At 73.5% G+C, this 16,021-nt stretch carries 11 protein-coding genes; 8 read left to right on the plus strand and 3 right to left on the minus strand.

Features of this window, described 5'->3' with window-relative positions; all coding sequences use genetic code 11:
• The first annotated feature begins 51 nt into the window (after nt 1-51).
• Nucleotides 52-579 (plus strand): GNAT family N-acetyltransferase, encoded by a 528-nt coding sequence (locus IW256_RS25280; protein WP_197013336.1) that lies wholly within the window; start codon nt 52-54, stop codon nt 577-579.
• A 141-nt stretch (nt 580-720) separates the two neighbouring features.
• Nucleotides 721-2,823 carry a glycogen debranching protein GlgX gene (glgX, locus tag IW256_RS25285; protein ID WP_197013337.1) on the plus strand — a complete coding sequence of 701 codons (2,103 nt, stop codon included), beginning with the start codon at nt 721-723 and terminating at the stop codon, nt 2,821-2,823.
• A 20-nt stretch (nt 2,824-2,843) separates the two neighbouring features.
• On the opposite strand, the gene IW256_RS25290 is transcribed toward glgX, so the two are convergent.
• Entirely contained in the window at nt 2,844-3,284 is a 441-nt protein-coding gene (locus IW256_RS25290; protein WP_307829057.1) for a hypothetical protein, read from the minus strand.
• 186 nt (nt 3,285-3,470) lie between these two features.
• Between IW256_RS25290 and IW256_RS25295 the strand changes: the two genes are divergently transcribed.
• Complete coding sequence (locus tag IW256_RS25295) at nt 3,471-4,223, plus strand: pyrimidine reductase family protein (RefSeq protein WP_231403918.1); 753 nt, start codon at nt 3,471-3,473, stop codon at nt 4,221-4,223.
• On the opposite strand, the gene IW256_RS25300 is transcribed toward IW256_RS25295, so the two are convergent.
• Nucleotides 4,205-4,927 (minus strand): dihydrofolate reductase family protein, encoded by a 723-nt coding sequence (locus tag IW256_RS25300; protein WP_197013339.1) that lies wholly within the window; start codon nt 4,925-4,927, stop codon nt 4,205-4,207. The genes IW256_RS25295 and IW256_RS25300 overlap by 19 nt on opposite strands.
• Before the next feature lie 119 nt (nt 4,928-5,046).
• On the opposite strand from IW256_RS25300, the gene IW256_RS25305 reads away from it, so the two are divergent.
• Complete coding sequence (locus IW256_RS25305; protein WP_197013340.1) at nt 5,047-6,120, plus strand: ATP-dependent DNA ligase; 1,074 nt, start codon at nt 5,047-5,049, stop codon at nt 6,118-6,120.
• Nucleotides 6,121-6,345: 225 nt separating this feature from the next.
• Here the strand turns inward: IW256_RS25305 and IW256_RS25310 are convergent, their stop codons facing one another.
• Nucleotides 6,346-8,034 carry an alkaline phosphatase D family protein gene (locus IW256_RS25310; protein WP_197013341.1) on the minus strand — a complete coding sequence of 563 codons (1,689 nt, stop codon included), beginning with the start codon at nt 8,032-8,034 and terminating at the stop codon, nt 6,346-6,348.
• Nucleotides 8,035-8,301: 267 nt separating this feature from the next.
• Here IW256_RS25310 and IW256_RS25315 point away from each other — a divergent pair, with 267 nt between their 5' ends.
• From IW256_RS25315 to IW256_RS25330, 4 genes are all read left to right on the plus strand, one after another.
• The gene (locus IW256_RS25315) at nt 8,302-10,728 is read left to right on the plus strand and encodes a HelD family protein (RefSeq protein ID WP_197013342.1); all 2,427 of its coding nucleotides are present in this window, start codon (nt 8,302-8,304) and stop codon (nt 10,726-10,728) included.
• Nucleotides 10,729-10,846: 118 nt separating this feature from the next.
• The gene (locus IW256_RS25320) at nt 10,847-12,289 is read left to right on the plus strand and encodes an aldehyde dehydrogenase family protein (protein ID WP_197013343.1); all 1,443 of its coding nucleotides are present in this window, start codon (nt 10,847-10,849) and stop codon (nt 12,287-12,289) included.
• Between the two features lie 143 nt (nt 12,290-12,432).
• A complete protein-coding gene (locus IW256_RS25325) occupies nt 12,433-13,788 on the plus strand; it encodes an alpha/beta hydrolase family protein (protein WP_197013344.1) in 1,356 nt (451 codons plus the stop codon).
• A gap of 155 nt (nt 13,789-13,943) precedes the next feature.
• Nucleotides 13,944-15,914 carry a Xaa-Pro dipeptidyl-peptidase gene (locus IW256_RS25330; protein WP_231403919.1) on the plus strand — a complete coding sequence of 657 codons (1,971 nt, stop codon included), beginning with the start codon at nt 13,944-13,946 and terminating at the stop codon, nt 15,912-15,914.
• The last annotated feature ends 107 nt before the right edge of the window (nt 15,915-16,021 follow it).

Here is a 16,021-nt window from a genome sequence, read left to right on the forward strand (position 1 = left end):
TACGACATAACTCGCGTACGACCTGGAACCGGTACGGAATAGGGTCGGCTGATGCCCGTGCCGATCACAGCGACCATCGAGACGCCGCGCCTGCTCCTGGAACCCCTCGGCGTCCACCACGCCGAGGAGATGGCGCGGGTCCTCGACGACCCCCGGCTCCACCGCTACATCGGCGGCGAGCCGCTCACGCTGGGGGAGCTGCGCGCCCGCTACGAGCACCTGGTCGCCGGGCCGTCGCCGTACCACCAGGAACAGTGGCTCAACTGGATCGTCCGGCGCCGCCGGGACGGCCAGGCCGTCGGCACGGTCCAGGTCACGGTGACGCCCGAGCCCGGCGGGCACGGGCCGCGCGCCGCGGTCGCCTGGGTGATCGGCATGCCCTACCAGGGCTTCGGGTTCGCCTCCGAGGCCGCCCGCGCCCTCCTGGACTGGCTGACCGCCCACGGCGTGCGGAACATCGTCGCGAACGTGCATCCGGGGAACCTCGCCTCGGCCGCCGTCGCACGCCGCGCCGGGCTGCGTCCGACCGGTGAGACGGCGGATGACGAGGTGGTCTGGAGGCACCTGCCCGGCGGGTGAGCCCGCCGCGGGCGCCCGAAGCCGGGGGCAGCCGGTGCGGCGCCTGGAGCGCCCGGCGACAATGGGGAACGGGTGCGGGTCCCGGGAGGCCGTCGGGTAGGGGAAAATCGGAGGTTCGTGCGACCGAGCCGAGGGGGAGAGATGCGGGAGGCATGGCCCGGCGAGTCCTACCCTCTGGGCGCCACGTGGGACGGCACCGGCACCAACTTCGCCCTGTTCTCCGAGGTGGCCCACCGCGTGGAGCTGTGCCTGTTCGACTCGGAAGGGCATGAGGAACGCCTCGACCTCCCCGAGGTCGACGGGTTCGTCTGGCACGGCTACCTGCCCGGTGTGGGCCCCGGCCAGCGGTACGGCTACCGCGTCCACGGGCCCTACGCCCCGCGCGAGGGCCACCGCTGCAACCCGGCCAAGCTGCTCCTCGACCCCTACGGCAAGGCCGTCGAGGGCGAGGTCCGGTGGCACGAGTCGCTGTTCTCCCACCGGTTCTCCGACCCCGGCGCGCTCAACACCGGCGACAGCGGCCCGTACATGCCGAAGAACGTGGTGATCAACCCGTTCTTCGACTGGGGCGACGACCGCCCGCCGCGCGTCCCGTACCACGAGAGCCTGATCTACGAGGCGCACGTGAAGGGGCTGACCCGCCTGCACCCGGCGATTCCCGAGAGGCTGCGCGGCACCTACGCGGCACTGGCCCACCCGGTCATGATCGACCACCTCACCGACCTCGGGGTGACGGCGGTGGAACTGATGCCGGTGCACCAGTTCGTCCCCGAGCACGCGCTGGTCGCCCGCGGGCTGACCAACTACTGGGGCTACAACACCCTGGGCTACCTGGCCCCGCACAACGCCTACAGCTCCTCCGGGCAGCGCGGCGAGCAGGTGCCGGAGTTCAAGGCCATGGTGCGGGCCCTGCACGCGGCGGGGATCGAGGTGATCCTCGACGTGGTCTACAACCACACCGCCGAGGGCGACCACCTGGGGCCGACGCTGTCGTTCCGGGGCATCGACAACGCCTCGTACTACCGGCTGCGCGACGACGACAAGCGCTACCACCTCGACTACACCGGCTGCGGCAACTCCCTCAACGTGCGCAGCCCGCACGCACTCCAGCTGATCATGGACTCGCTGCGGTACTGGGTCCTGGAGATGCACGTGGACGGGTTCCGGTTCGACCTGGCGTCGGCGCTGGCCCGCGAGCTGCACGACGTCGACCGGCTCGCCGCGTTCTTCGACCTGGTGCAGCAGGACCCGGTCGTGTCCCAGGTGAAGCTGATCGCCGAGCCGTGGGACGTGGGCGAGGGCGGCTACCAGGTCGGCAACTTCCCGCCCCTGTGGACCGAATGGAACGGCAAGTACCGCGACACCGTCCGCGACTACTGGCGCGGGCGGCCGGCCACGCTGCCGGAGTTCGCGTCCCGGCTGACCGGCTCCAGCGACCTGTACGAGAACAGCGCCCGGCGCCCGTTCGCCTCGATCAACTTCGTCACCTGCCACGACGGGTTCACCCTGAACGACCTGGTCTCCTACGACACCAAGCACAACCAGGCCAACGGCGAGGACAACCGCGACGGCACCGACGACAACCGCTCCTGGAACTGCGGCGTCGAAGGACCCACGGACGATCCCGGAGTCCTCGCGCTCCGGGCCCGGCAGCGCCGCAACTTCCTGGCCACGCTGTTCCTGTCGCAGGGCGTGCCGATGCTCTCCCACGGCGACGAGTTCGGCCGGACGCAGCGCGGCAACAACAACGCCTACTGCCAGGACAACGACCTGGCCTGGGTCGACTGGCGGCCGGGCGACCCGCGCGATCTGGAGTTCGTCCGGATCCTGTCGCGGCTGCGGCGCGACCACCCCGTGTTCCGGCGCCGCCGCTTCTTCACCGGCGGCGACACGGGCGCCGCGCCCGCCGACATCGCCTGGCTGACCCCGTCCGGCGAGCGCATGACCGACCACGACTGGAACGTCGGCTTCGCCAAGTCCCTGGGCGTCTTCCTCAACGGCGACGCCATCACCGAGCCGGATCCACGCGGCCGCCGCATCCGGGACGACTCGTTCCTCATGCTGTTCAACGCCGGCTCCGAACCGGTGGAGTTCGTGCTGCCGGGCCCCGAGTACGGCGAGCGCTGGGAGTTCACCCTGGACACCGCCGATCCGGAGCCGGCCGGCGACCGGGCGCGCGTCAAGGCGCGCGACGCGGTCGGCGTGGGCGGCCGGTCGCTGACCGTGCTCCGCCGCCTCGTCTGAGGGCCCTCAGCGGCGGGCCCTCAGCGGCGGCTGACCTGGATCGCGCTCAGGAACACCAGGACGACCGTCGCCACGGCGACCGTCCCGTGCAGCAGGACGGCCGTCGCCGGGAACGCCTGCTCGGCGCCCCGCGCGTGCCGCCCGCCCCGGCCCACCAGCCACCGGGTGAACAGCACGAACCCCTGCAGGACGATCAGCAGCAGAACGCAGAAGGCCGTCCACGCGTACCCGGCCCGCCCCGTCGCCATGTAGGCCACCCACACCGCCAGCCCGAGCGCCGCCGACACCGGATGCCCCACCACGATCAGGGTCGGGAAACGCGTCACCTTCGTCGCCTGCCGGCGCAGCCCCCCGTTCGCGAGCCAGACGGCCAGCAGGTAGGTTCCGGCGATCGCGGCAAGGATCCATGCGCCGAGCGCGGCGAACTCCACTCCCCCGTTCCTCCCGGTGCGGTGCTTCACTCCGAAGGCCGTAGTGTCCCGCCGGTCGCCCGCCGGGGTGATGGGAATCGGCGGATTGCGCCACAGAACGTTATCGTTCGATGCCCGTACGTCGCCGCGCCGGTGCGGTACGGGCGGTCACGGTTCGGGCGGTCACGGTTCGGGCGGTCACGGTTCGGGCGGGCGCGTTCGGGTAGCTTGGCGGCCATGCGGATGCGGCGGCTGTCACCCGAGGCGAGCCCGGTCGATCCGGCGGAGGAGTACGCCTACCCGTCCGGCCCCGCCTCCGGCCCGGCCCGGCCGTGGCTGCGCGCCAACATGATCGCGAGCGTGGACGGGGCGGCCACCTACGACGGCCGCAGCGGCGGGCTGGGCGGCGAGACCGACCGCCGGCTGTTCTCCCTGCTGCGGGTGCTGGCGGACGCGGTGATCGTGGGCGCCGGCACGGTGCGCGCGGAGGGGTACGGCCCGGCCCGGCCCGATCCGGCGTGGGAACGGCTGCGCGCGGACCGGCCCGCGACGCCCGCGCTGGTGATCGTGTCCCGGTCGCTCCGCCTCGATCTCGACGCGCCGGTCTTCACCGCGGCCCCGCCGGACGCGCCGACGATCGTGCTGACCACCGAGACGGCCGACCCGGGACGGCTGCGGGCCGCCCGCGACCGCGCCGAGGTCGTCACCGCGGGCGACGACGACGTCGACTTCCCCACCGCGGTCGCCCTGCTGGCCGGACGCGGATACTCCCGGCTGCTCTGCGAGGGAGGGCCGCGGATCCTGTCCCAGGTGGCGGGCGCGGACCTGCTCGACGAGCTGTGCCTGACGGTCAGCCCGCTGCTGGCCGCGGGCGCCTCGCCGCGCGTCCTGGACGGGCCGCCGCTCCCGGCGCCGTCCGGGCTGCGCCTCGCCGGCGCCCTCACCGACGACGAGGACTTCCTCTTCCTGCGCTACGTGCGCAGGCGGTAGCGCAGGAACAGCACACCGTCGTCCAGGTAGACCGCGGCCGGGTCCAGCGGGACCTCGGCCGGGAGCGCGGTGAGCAGCCGCGTGTGGCGCGGGCCGCCCAGCAGGGCCGGGGCGATGTTCAGGCAGAGCTCGCCGGCCAGCCCCTCCCTGATCAGCGCGGTGGCCAGCGACGGCCCGCCCTCGCACAGCAGGCGCGGATGCTCGGCCTGGAGCGCCCGGACGGCGGCGGTGAGGTCCACGTCCCGTTCGCCCGCCGCCAGCACCCGTACGGGAGCGGGCACCGTCGCCTTCTCCGCGGCGGCCCGCGAGGTCACCACGATCGTGGGGGTCTCGGCGCGCGTGAACAGCGGCAGGGACCAGTCCAGATCCAGGGTCCGGCTCACCACGGCGATCGGGGCGGGCGGGCCGCCGCGCCGTTCCCGCAGGCCGGGGCGCAGCCGGGCGGGCCCGACCCGTCCGGTGCGGATCGTGGCCGCGCCGACCAGGATGGCGTCGGCCAGCGCCCGCAGCGTCCGGAAGACCCGGAAGTCGGCCTCGCCGCCCAGCCCGTCGGTCCAGCCCTCGGCGTCGGTGACCGAGCCGTCCACGCTCATCACCATGCCGATCCGCAGGAACGGTGCTCCCGGACGCGCGCCGCCGTACCCCTCGGCGTAGGCGTCGTACGGGTCCACATCGGCGGCGGGTTCGGGGAACAGGCGGCGCATGGCCGCAGGCTAGCGCCTGCCGCCGGACGGCCCCGCGGGCACCGTGCGTTCCCGGCCGGGGGCGTGCCCGCAGCCCCCCGGTCACGCACATTGTCGGAGGTGAGGCGCAAGATAGGGGCATGGACCTGCCGATCAGCCTGCCGCTCTCGCCGATGCTGGCCAAAGCGGTCAAGACCATGCCCAAGGGCGATGTGCTGTACGAGCCGAAGTGGGACGGGTTCCGCTGCATCGTCTTCCGCGACGGCGACGAGGTGGAGCTCTCCAGCCGCGGCGAGCGCCCGCTCACCCGCTACTTCCCCGACCTGGTCGAGGCGGTGAAGCGCGAGCTGCCCGAGCGCTGCGTGGTCGACGGTGAGATCGTGCTGCGGCGCGGCTCCCGGCTGGACTTCGACGCCCTCCAGCAGCGCATCCACCCGGCCGCGTCCCGCGTCAAGCTGCTGGCCGAGCAGACGCCCGCCTCGTTCGTCGCCTTCGACCTGCTCGCCGTCGGCGACGAGTCGCTGATGGAGGTGCCGCTGGGCGAGCGCCGGCGGCGGCTGGTGGAGACGCTGGCCGAGGCGCGGGCCCCGATCCACGTCACCCCCGCCTCCGACTCCTACGACCTGGCGCTGCGCTGGTTCGACGAGTTCGAGGGCGCCGGGCTGGACGGTGTGATCGCCAAGCCGCTCGACATCGCCTACCAGCCCGACAAGCGGGTGCTGTTCAAGGTCAAGCACGAGCGCACCGCGGACTGCGTGGTGGCGGGCTTCCGCTGGCACAAGTCCGGCCCGATCGTGGGGTCCCTCCTCCTCGGCCTCAACAACGCCGAGGGCCACCTGCAGCACGTGGGGGTGGCGGCCTCGTTCACCATGAAGCGGCGGGCCGAACTGGTCGAGGAGCTCCAGCCGTACCGGATGGACGACTACACCGGCCACCCCTGGGAGGGCTGGGCCCGGCAGACCGAGAGCACCGCCGACCGGATGCCGGGCGCGATCTCGCGCTGGTCCGGCAAGAAGGACCTCACGTGGGTGGCGCTGCGTCCGGAGCTGGTGGCCGAGGTGGCCTACGAGGGCATGGAGGGCGACCGGATCCGGCACACCGCGCGGTTCCGCCGCTGGCGCCCCGACCGCACGCCCGGGTCGTGCACCTACGAGCAGCTGGAGGTCCCGGTCGCCTACGACCTGGACGACATCTTCTCCGGGCCGCACGCGTAGGCGCCGCCGCCTCCACCACGCTACGGGCAAGATCGACTTCGCACACCGTTCGCCGTCTCCGGGAGGCCCGGACGTGACCATGGAGGCGGTGTCGGTGCTCTTCATCGCCGCCGTGGTCATCGCGGTCAACGTCGCCGCCCGGAAGGGCTGAACCATCCCGTCACGCGGGCGGGCCGGCCGTCCCCCGGCAGGGACGACCGGCCCGCCGGCCGGGGCGGGTAGCGGTCAGGGCCGCACGGTCTCGTTCTCCACGGTCTCGCGGCCGAGGTCGCGCCCGGCCTCGGCGGACGCCTTCGGCGCCGCGTACGGGCGCAGGTAGGTCTGCCGGACGCCGGGGACGCGGTCCTCGACGACGAACGTCGCCTTGGTGGAGGCCGCGGCGCCGGGGGTGCGGACGTTCGGCAGCGTCTTGAAGTCCGAGCGCATCTCGTCCTTGCCGATCCGGCTGATCACGTAGCCGCGCTGGTTGTTGTAGAAGCGCAGATGCGGGTTGATCTTCAGGAACGGGTGGGCGGCCGGGTCGGAGTCGGCGCCGTCCCCGCCACTGGTGATCGAGCTGCAGACCAGTTCGGCGCCGATGGTCGCCGACGAGGGGTCGTCGAAGTTCGCCTTGATGTCGCCGGCCCAGTGGGCGTGGACGTCGCCGGTGAGCACGACGGGGTTGCGCACCTTGGCGTCCACCCAGCCGCTGGTGATGCGGTCGCGGGAGGCGACGTAACCGTCCCAGGAGTCCTGGCTGGTGACCTTGAGCGGGCCGGCGTTGTTGTCGCGCTGGGCGAAGAAGACCTGCTGGCCGAGGACGTCCCAGCGGGCGGCCGAGCGCCGGAAACCGTCGATCAGCCACTTCTCCTGGGCCTCGCCGGTGATGGAACGGGCGGGGTCGGTGGCGGCGGGGCAGTCCTTGTAGCCGTCGCCGCAGCCCTGGTCGTCGCGGTACTGGCGGGTGTCGAGCATGTGGAAGTTCGCCAGCCGCCCCCAGCGGACGCGGCGGTACAGCTGCATGTCCGGTCCGCTGGGGATCGAGGCGCGGCGCAGCGGCATGTTCTCGTAGTACGCCTGGAAGGCGGCGGCCCGGCGCTTGCGGAACTCGGCGGGATCCGGGGTGTCGGAGTTCGCCTCGGGAACGTCGTCGGCCCAGTTGTTCTCGACCTCGTGGTCGTCGAAGACCACCAGCCAGGGTGCGGCGAGGTGGGCCGCCTGGAGGTCGGCGTCGGACTTGTACTGGGCGTGGCGCTGCCGGTAGCCGGCGAGCGTGACGGTCTCGGGTCCCTCGTGGTCGCGGACGTTGCCGCCGGGGATGTTGTAGACGCCCTTCCGGTACTCGTACTGGTAGTCGCCCAGGTGAAGGATCAGGTCGGGGTTCTCCTCGGCCAGCCTCCTATAGGCGGTGAACAGCCCGTGCTCGTACTGCGAGCAGGAGACGAACGCCATCGCCAGGGCGGGGCCGAACGAGTCCGGGCGCGGGGCGGTGAGGGCGCGGCCCACCGGGGAGACGTGCGCGCCCACGCGGAAGCGGTACCAGTACTCGCGGCCCGGACGCAGGCCCTTGAGCTCGACGTGCACGCTGTGGGCCGACTCGGGCCGGGCGTGGGCGGTGCCGCGCCGTTCGACGTGCCGGAAACGCTCGTCGGAGGCGACCTCCCAGCGCACCTGGAAGGCGGTGGACGGCATGCCGCCGAGGCCGTCCTCGGCGAGCGGGGCGAGCGCCAGCCTGGTCCACAGGACGAAGCCCTGGTGGTCGGGGTCCCCCGAGGCGACGCCGAGGGTGAACGGGTCGCCGGGCAGCGTTCCGGGGCCGCGGCGGGCCGCGGCCCGGGCCGGGCCGGTGGCGGCCGGCAGGGCGGCGGCGGAGCCGGCCACCAGGCCGGTCGTCACGAGGAAGGATCTGCGGTCGAGAGGAAGCGGAAGGGCCATGGCGCACGACCTTTCGTACGGCCGGTGAAGATCGCCGGGTGGTGATCGCCGGAAACTCTCACCGAGGCCGATGACCGCGACGTGGTGCGCGGATGACACCCGATCCAACAGAGCCGGTCATTTCATGCCACATCCCCCCAAAAGTGGGGGCTCCGGGCATGAAAAAAGCCCCGGCGACAGGAAGCGGAACCGGAGCCACGGGTGCTAGGATACGGCTGCATTTTGCGCAGCAGAAATTAGCCCTTCGTCAAGGAGTGTATAGAAGGCATGCGAGCCCGTCAAGTCAAGCCCGTACCGGACGGCGGCCCCGCGCCGGAGGCCGACGACGCGCGCGAAGCCGCGACGCGCACCGAGCAGGAGTACGTCGACCGCGTCTACGCCCGGCTCGACACCGAACGCGAGGAGGCCGCGGCCGAGCTGCGGGCCGGGCCCGGCCACGGGGGCGGCGGCGGCTTCCAGGCACTGGTCGAGCGCGAGGTCGGCACCGGTGAGGCCGCCCGGCGGCTGGCCCGGTTCTCGGCCGTCGAGCGCGCCCTGTGCTTCGGCCGGATCGACCATCGCGGAGCGGACGGGGTCCCGGGCGACACCTTCTACATCGGCCGGATCGGGCTGCGCGACGAGGACCGGGAGCCGCTGCTGATCGACTGGCGGGCGGCGGCGGCACGCCCGTTCTACACCGCCACGCCCGGATCCCCCGGCACGCTCGCCCGCCGCCGGCACCTCCACCTGCGCGACCGGACGGTGGCCCGGCTCGACGACGAGGTGTTCGACCTCGACGGGCTCACCGAGGACGACCGGAGCACGATCGTCGGCGAGGCGGCGCTGCTGGCGACGCTGCGCCGCGGCCGTACCGGGCGGATGACCGACGTGGTCGCCACCATCCAGGAGGAGCAGGACCAGGTCATCCGCTCCGGGCTGCACGGCGTGCTGGTGGTGCAGGGCGGCCCCGGCACCGGGAAGACCGTCGCGGCCCTGCACCGCGCCGCCTACCTGCTCTACACCCACCGGGACGTGCTCGAACGGCGGGGCGTCCTGGTGGTGGGCCCGAACGCCACGTTCCTGCGCTACATCGAGCAGGTGCTCCCCGGGCTCGGTGAGACCGACGTGACGCTGGCGACCGCGGGCGAGCTGTACCCGGGCGTGCGGGCGACCGCCGCGGAGCCGCCGGAGGTGGCGGTCCTGAAGGGCGACTTCCGGATGGTGGCCCTGGTGGAGGCGGCCGTACGGGACCGGCAGCGCGTTCCCGAGGGCGACCTGGAGGTCGAGGCCGACGACATGACGCTGCGGGTCGCCCATGACGAGTGCGTGCGGGCCCGCGACCGCGCCCGCGCCGTGCGCGCTCCCCACAACATCCAGCGCCGCCTCTACATGCACGATCTGCTGGACGCGCTCGCGCTCGACCGCGCCCGGCAGTACGACCGGCTCGTGGACGAGCCGCTGGAGCGGATGGCGGAGTCGGGCGGGCTGCCGGCCTGGCTGCGGGAGCTGATCGAGGAGGCCGAGGACGACCCGCTGCTGGACGAGACGGACCTGCGGCTGTCCAAGGAGGCGCTCTGGCGGGACCCGGTCGTGCGGAGGACCCTCGACGCGCTGTGGCCCGAGCTCACCCCGCAGCGGCTGCTGGCGGACCTGTACGCCGACACCGGGGCGCTCGACCGGGTCGGCGCGGAGGCCGGGCTGTCGCGGGCCGAGGGGCGCCTGCTGCACCGGACCGCCGGGGAGTGGACGGTCTCGGACGTGCCGCTGCTCGACGAGGCCGCCGAATGGCTGGGCGAGGACGACACCCGCGACCGGATCCGCGAGCGCCGGGCCGAGGCCGAACGCGAGGCCGAGGAGCGCTACGCCCGGGGCGTCCTGCAGGTGACCGGCCAGGCCGAGACGGACATGGTCGACATCGCGGAGCTGGTCACGGAGCTGGCCGAGCGCAACCGCGACGACGGCCCGGAGCTCACCACCGCGGAGCGGGCCGCGGCCGACCGCCAGTGGGCCTACGGGCACGTGATCGTGGACGAGGCGCAGGAGCTGTCGGAGATGGCCTGGCGGACCGTCATGCGCCGCGTCCCGACCCGTTCGCTCACGGTGGTCGGGGACATCGCCCAGACCGGCAGCGCGGCGGGGGCGCGGTCGTGGGGGCAGATGCTCGACCGGTACGTGCCGGGCCGCTGGCGCGAGCAGCGGCTCATGGTCAACTACCGCACCCCGGCGGCGATCATGAGGGTGGCGGCGGACCTGCTGGCCGCGGTCGCGCCCGGCCAGGTCCCGCCCGAACCGGTCCGCGACGACGGCCCGCCGCCGCTGGCCGTCCGGACGGAGCCCGCCGGCCTGGCCGTGCGGCTGCCCGAGCTGGTCGCGTCCGAGCTGGACGAGATCGGCGCCGGCGCCGAGGGCGAGGGGAGGCTGGCGGTGATCGCCTCCGGCGCCCGCCACGCGGCGGTGCGCGCCGCGCTGCCGGACGCCGCCGCGGGCGCCACCCCCGAGGCCCTCGACTCCCCGGTCGTGGTGCTCACCGCCGAGGAGTCCAAGGGGCTGGAGTTCGACTCGGTGATCGTGGTCGACCCGGCGGGCATCACGTCCGAGTCCCCGCGCGGCGGCCAGGACCTCTACGTCGCCATCACCCGCCCCACCCGGCGCCTGACGGTCGTCCACCACGGCGATCTCCCGGCGCCGCTGGCGGGGCTGACCCCGGTGGACTGACACCCGGCGGGCGGCCCGGCCCGCCGGGCCGCCCGCCGATCGGCACGCCCGGGTTCCCTCCGGTGCGCGACCAAGCGTACGCTTGGTCGCGCATTCGGCAGTCCGGGAGGGAACGGCGATGACACGGGAGTACTCCAATCTGATCGGCGGCGAGACGCGGCCCGCCGCGGACGGCCGCACGCTCGGCTCGGTCGATCCGGCCACCGGCGAGGTCTGGGCGACGATCCCCCGCAGCGGGGCCGAGGACGCGGCCGCCGCCGTGGACGCCGCCCGCGCGGCGTTCCCGGCCTGGTCGGCCCTGCCCGCCCCGGCACGGGCCCACCACCTGCGCAAGGTCGCCGGGGTCTTCGCCGCGCACGCCCAGGAGCTGGCCGAGCTGGAGACCCGCGACAACGGCCGCGTCATCAGCGAGACCGCCGGACGCGACCTGCCCGGCATGACCTACCTGTGGAACAACGCCGCCGCCGAATGCGCCGCCGCGGCCGAGGGCAGGAGCGTGGACTTCGGTCCCGGCAGCCTCGGCGTGACCCGCCGCGAGCCGTACGGCGTCACCCTGGGCATCATCCCGTGGAACTCCCCCATCTCCACCTTCTCCGCCAAGGCCGCCTTCGCCCTCGCCGCGGGCAACACCGTCATCATCAAGCCCGCCGAGCAGGCGACCGCCTCGACGCTGCGGGTGGGGGAACTGCTGCGCGAGGTGCTCCCGCCCGGCACCCTCAACATCGTCTCCGGGCTCGGCGAGGAGGCCGGCGACCCGCTGGTGCGCAGCCGCGGCGTCAACAAGATCAGCCTCACCGGCTCGGTGCAGACCGCGAAGATCATCACCCGGGCCTCGGCCGACTCGCTCAAGCCGCTGGCCCTGGAGCTGGGCGGCAAGTCCCCCAACATCGTGTTCGCCGACGCCGACCTCGACAAGGCCGCCCCCGGCGTGACCACGCAGGCCATCTTCACCCCCAACGCCGGGCAGATCTGCTACGGCGGTTCCCGGATCCTGATCCAGCGCCCCGTGTACGCCGAGATGATCGCGCGCATGAAGGCGATCGCGGCGGAGATCAGGCTCGGTGACCCGCTGTCCCGCGCGACCACGATGGGCCCGATCGTCTCCGCCGAGCAGTTCGAACGGGTCACCTCGTACCTGGAGATCGGCGCCAAAGAGGGCGCCGAGCTGGTCTTCGGCGGCCGGTCCGGGGCCGATGCCGTGGCCGACCCGGCGTACGCGGGCGGGTACTGGGTCGAGCCCACCCTGTTCGCCACCGAGGACAACTCCCTGCGGGTCTGCCAGGAGGAGATCTTCGGCCCGGTCGCGGTCGTCATCCCGTTCGACACCGAGGAGGAGGCGGTCGCCATCGCCAACGACTCCACCTACGGCCTGGCCGCCGGCGTCTGGACCCGCGACCTCGGCACCGCCCAGCGCATGTTCCGAGCCCTGGAGACCGGCACGGTGTGGGTCAACACCTTCCGCAAGGTCATGTTCCCGCTGGAAGGCACCAAGGACAGCGGCTATGGCCACGACTCCGTCCTCGCCTACACCCGCGAGAAGGCCGGGATCTTCGAGATCTGAGCGGTCCGCGGCCCATGCCCTGGGGGGGTGGCCGCCGTCGTACCCGGGTACGGGCCGCGTGTCCGTACCCGGGTATCACGCGGACCAGGCCGTCCGGGGACCAGAGTGGACGGAGTCCTGCTCCCGAGCCTCTGGATGGTCCGATGGCCGCCGCCCGCCGCCTCCGCCGCGATCTCCGCCTTCCCTCCGGCACGCCCCTGATCGGCACGCCCCTGATCGGCACCGCACTGGCCTGCGTGACGCTGGCCGGCTGTACCGGCCCCGCCACCGGCCCCGCCGCCGGAGCCACCGCCAAATCCACCGGCCCGGCCGCGCGGGCGCGGGCGGTGAGCGACCTCCAGGAGGCGCGGGGGCGGCTCCCTCGCCCGACCGGCGCCTTCCGCGTCGGCACCACCGCGTTCCACCTGGTCGACCGGGCCCGCCGGGACCCGTGGGCACCGGAACGGGCACGCGAGCTGATGATCAGCGTGTGGTACCCGGCCGTGCCGGGCGGCGGGGGCGGCACGGGCGCGGCCGTGCCGCACATGACGGCCAAGGCCGCGGCGCATTTCGGCTCCGCCGAGGGCGCCGCCACCACGAACCTCGGCATGCCGCCCGGCAAGGCGGACTGGGCGGCCACGCGGACCCACGCCCGGGCCGGCGCGCCCGTCGACCGCCGGGCGGGCCGGCTGCCCGTGGTGCTCTACTCCTCCGGCCTCGCCGATCCGCGCACGTTCAACACGACGCTGGTCGAGGACCTGGCGAGCCGCGGGTACGCCGTCGTGACCATCGACCACACCCACGAGGCGTCCGAGGTGGAGTTCCCCGGCGGGCGCCTGGCCACCGGCCGCCTGCTGGAGGGCGGGCCGCCGTCCACTCCCGGGGAGGTCACCGCGCTGCTCAAGAAGGTGATGGCCGCGCGCGTCGCCGACACCCGCTTCGTCCTCGACCGGCTGCCGGGCCTGGGACGCGGCCGTCCCGGCGGGCTCGGCGCCGCGCTCGACACGCGCCGGGTCGGCATGGCGGGCCACTCGGCCGGAGGGTTCACCGCCGCCCAGGCGATGCACGACGACCGCCGCATACGCGCCGGCGTCAACATGGACGGGCAGATGGACTACGCCGGTGAGCCGAACGGCTCCCAGCTGAGCCCGGTGGCGAGGAACGGGCTGGACCGGCCGCTGATGCTCCTGGGCTCGGCCCCCGAGGGCGACTACCGGGGGCGCCCGTCCTGGGCCGCGTTCTGGCGCAACACCCGAGGCTGGAAGTTCAACGGAACGCTGCGCGGCTCGCGGCACGCCTCGTACACCGACGCCCCGGCGCTGCTCCCCGGGATGGCCCGCGGGGGCGCCATCCCGAAGGGCGGTCTCGCCGGCGTCATCGGGACGATCCCGCCCGAGCGGGCGATCGCCGCCGAGCGCGCCTACGTCGCCTCGTTCTTCGACCGATGGCTGCGCGGGCGCGACGACCGCCTCCTCGACGGCCCTTCGGCCCGCTTCCCGGAGATGGACGTCGCGCGCTGACCGGCGCCCGCCTTACGTGTCGTGAACGGCGTGGCGCAAGGGGCGGGCGAGACCGAAAGCGGCCTGAGTCGTTACGGTGTCGATCTTTACCTGTGCCCGCCGGGCGAGGAACCTGTGCCTCCGTAGAGATCATCACTAGTTCCCGGAGGTGCGGGTTGCCCAGGAGATCCCTGCGACGAACCCGGCGGCACGCCACGATCGCCGCACTGACCGCCGCCACGGTCATCGGCGCTGGCGGCGTCGCCGAGGCGCGGCTCGCGGTGCCGAAGATCGTGGTGAAGAACGGCGTGACCCAGCCGGTCTTCTCCTACCAGGACGCGATCCGCGAGCACGTGTACGTGGAGTCGCCCATCGACAGCGACCGCGACGGCAGGCCCGACCGGGTCAACGTCGACATCGTCCGCCCCAAGGAGTCCGGCCGCGGGCTGAAGGTCCCGGTCATCATGGACGCCAGCCCGTACTACGACAACTCCGGGCGCGGCAACGAGGGCGAGCGCAAGGTCTACGACGCGGCCGGGAACCCGGTGAAGTTCCCGCTCTACTACGACAACTACTTCGTGCCGCGCGGCTACGCCTTCCTGGCCGTCGACATGATCGGCACCACCAAGTCCGACGGCTGCCCCACCAGCGGCGGCGCGCCCGACGTGCTGGGCGCCAAGGCGGTCGTGGACTGGCTGAACGGACGCGCCAAGGCCTACCGGCCCGACGGCAGCCCGGTGCGGGCCGACTGGAGCACCGGCCGGACCGGCATGATCGGCAAGTCCTACGACGGCACGCTCGCCAACGGCGTCGCCGCCACCGGGGTCAAGGGCCTGGAGACCATCGTCCCGATCTCGGCGATCAGCAGCTGGTACGACTACAGCCGGATGAACGGCGTGAAGTACTGGACCGACGAGCAGCCCTGGCTGGCCGACTACGTCGACACCGACCCGCCCGCCAAGTGCGCCGCCGTCCGCGCCGAGCTCGACGCCGGCGAGGACGACGCGACCGGTAACTACAACGCCTACTGGTCGGAGTCGAACTACCGGCGCGGAACGGTCGGCGACGTCGGGAACGTCCGCGCCAGCGTCTTCGCCTTCCACGGCGTCAACGACCTCAACGTGAAGACCAACCACTTCTCCGCCTGGTGGAAGGGCCTGGCCGAGCGGGGCGTGACGCGCAAGGTGTGGCTGTCGCAGCGCGGCCACGTCGACCCGTTCGACACCCGCCGCGACCAGTGGGTGGCGACCCTGCACCAGTGGTTCGACCACGAGCTGCACAAGATCAGGAACGGTGTGCTCGACGGGCCGCGCGCCGACATCGAGGTCGGGCCCGACCAGTGGATCACCCAGGCCGACTGGCCGTCCCCCGGCGCCCGCGCGCTGACGCTGCGTCCCGGCGCGGACGGCTCGCTCGGCACCGCGCCCGCCGCCAAGGGCACGACCGCGACCTACACCGACGCGCCCGGCCCGCAGGGCTCCGGCCACAGCGAGGGCGAGCTGGTCTCCGACCCGACCGCGGCCAGGCCGTACCGCCTCGCCTACGTGTCGGCGCCGCTCCCGGCCGCCGCGCGCATCTCCGGGACGCCCGCGGCCCGGTTGAAGGTCAAGCTGGACAAGCCGACCGCCAACCTCACCGCCCTGCTGGTGGACTACGGCACCGACACCCGCGTGGACTACCTCGGCAGGGGCGAGGGCATCGAGACGCTGACCACCGAGAGCTGCCACGGCGAGAGCACCGCGGCCGACGACGCCTGCTACAAGCAGACCCGCACCAGGACGGTCACCTCCGACGTCAACGTGGTGGGCCGGGGCTGGCTCGACGCGCAGAACCGCGCCTCGCTCAGCTCCCCGACGCCGCTCACCCCGGGCAGGTACTACGACGTGCGCTGGCAGACCCTCAGCCAGGAGTACGTGCTCAAGAAGGGGCACCGGCTCGCGCTGATCGTGGCCGGCACCGACGCCGACTACACCACCGAGACGCCCACCGGCGCCCAGGTGACCGTCGACCTGGCGGGCAGCTCGGTCAGCGTCCCGGTCGTCGCCGGCGGCGCGGACGCCTCCGCCCTGGTGGCGCCGAAGACGCGGGACGCCTGGCGCGGACCGCGCGAGGTCGTCCTGCCCAGGCAGCCGCGCGACCTGTACTGATCCGCATCCGGGGACGCGGGCCGTACGGCCCGGCCTGACCCGAGGGCGAGCCGCCGGTCCGCGCGACCGGCGGCTCGCCGCGTCCGGGGCACGTCAGGACCGCGTCC

It is taken from the genome of Actinomadura viridis (genome assembly GCF_015751755.1).
Classification (GTDB): Bacteria; Actinomycetota; Actinomycetes; order Streptosporangiales; family Streptosporangiaceae; genus Spirillospora; species Spirillospora viridis.

Excerpts from the sequence above, each read along its gene's own strand:
- IW256_RS25280 (WP_197013336.1), top strand. The coding sequence starts at position 52 with ATGCCCGTGCCGATCACAGCGACCATCGAGACGCCGCGCCTGCTCCTG.
- glgX (WP_197013337.1), top strand. The coding sequence starts at position 721 with ATGCGGGAGGCATGGCCCGGCGAGTCCTACCCTCTGGGCGCCACGTGG.
- IW256_RS25295 (WP_231403918.1), top strand. The coding sequence starts at position 3,471 with ATGCGGATGCGGCGGCTGTCACCCGAGGCGAGCCCGGTCGATCCGGCG.
- IW256_RS25300 (WP_197013339.1), bottom strand. The coding sequence starts at position 4,927 with ATGCGCCGCCTGTTCCCCGAACCCGCCGCCGATGTGGACCCGTACGAC.
- IW256_RS25305 (WP_197013340.1), top strand. The coding sequence starts at position 5,047 with ATGGACCTGCCGATCAGCCTGCCGCTCTCGCCGATGCTGGCCAAAGCG.
- IW256_RS25310 (WP_197013341.1), bottom strand. The coding sequence starts at position 8,034 with ATGGCCCTTCCGCTTCCTCTCGACCGCAGATCCTTCCTCGTGACGACC.
- IW256_RS25315 (WP_197013342.1), top strand. The coding sequence starts at position 8,302 with ATGCGAGCCCGTCAAGTCAAGCCCGTACCGGACGGCGGCCCCGCGCCG.
- IW256_RS25320 (WP_197013343.1), top strand. The coding sequence starts at position 10,847 with ATGACACGGGAGTACTCCAATCTGATCGGCGGCGAGACGCGGCCCGCC.
- IW256_RS25325 (WP_197013344.1), top strand. The coding sequence starts at position 12,433 with ATGGCCGCCGCCCGCCGCCTCCGCCGCGATCTCCGCCTTCCCTCCGGC.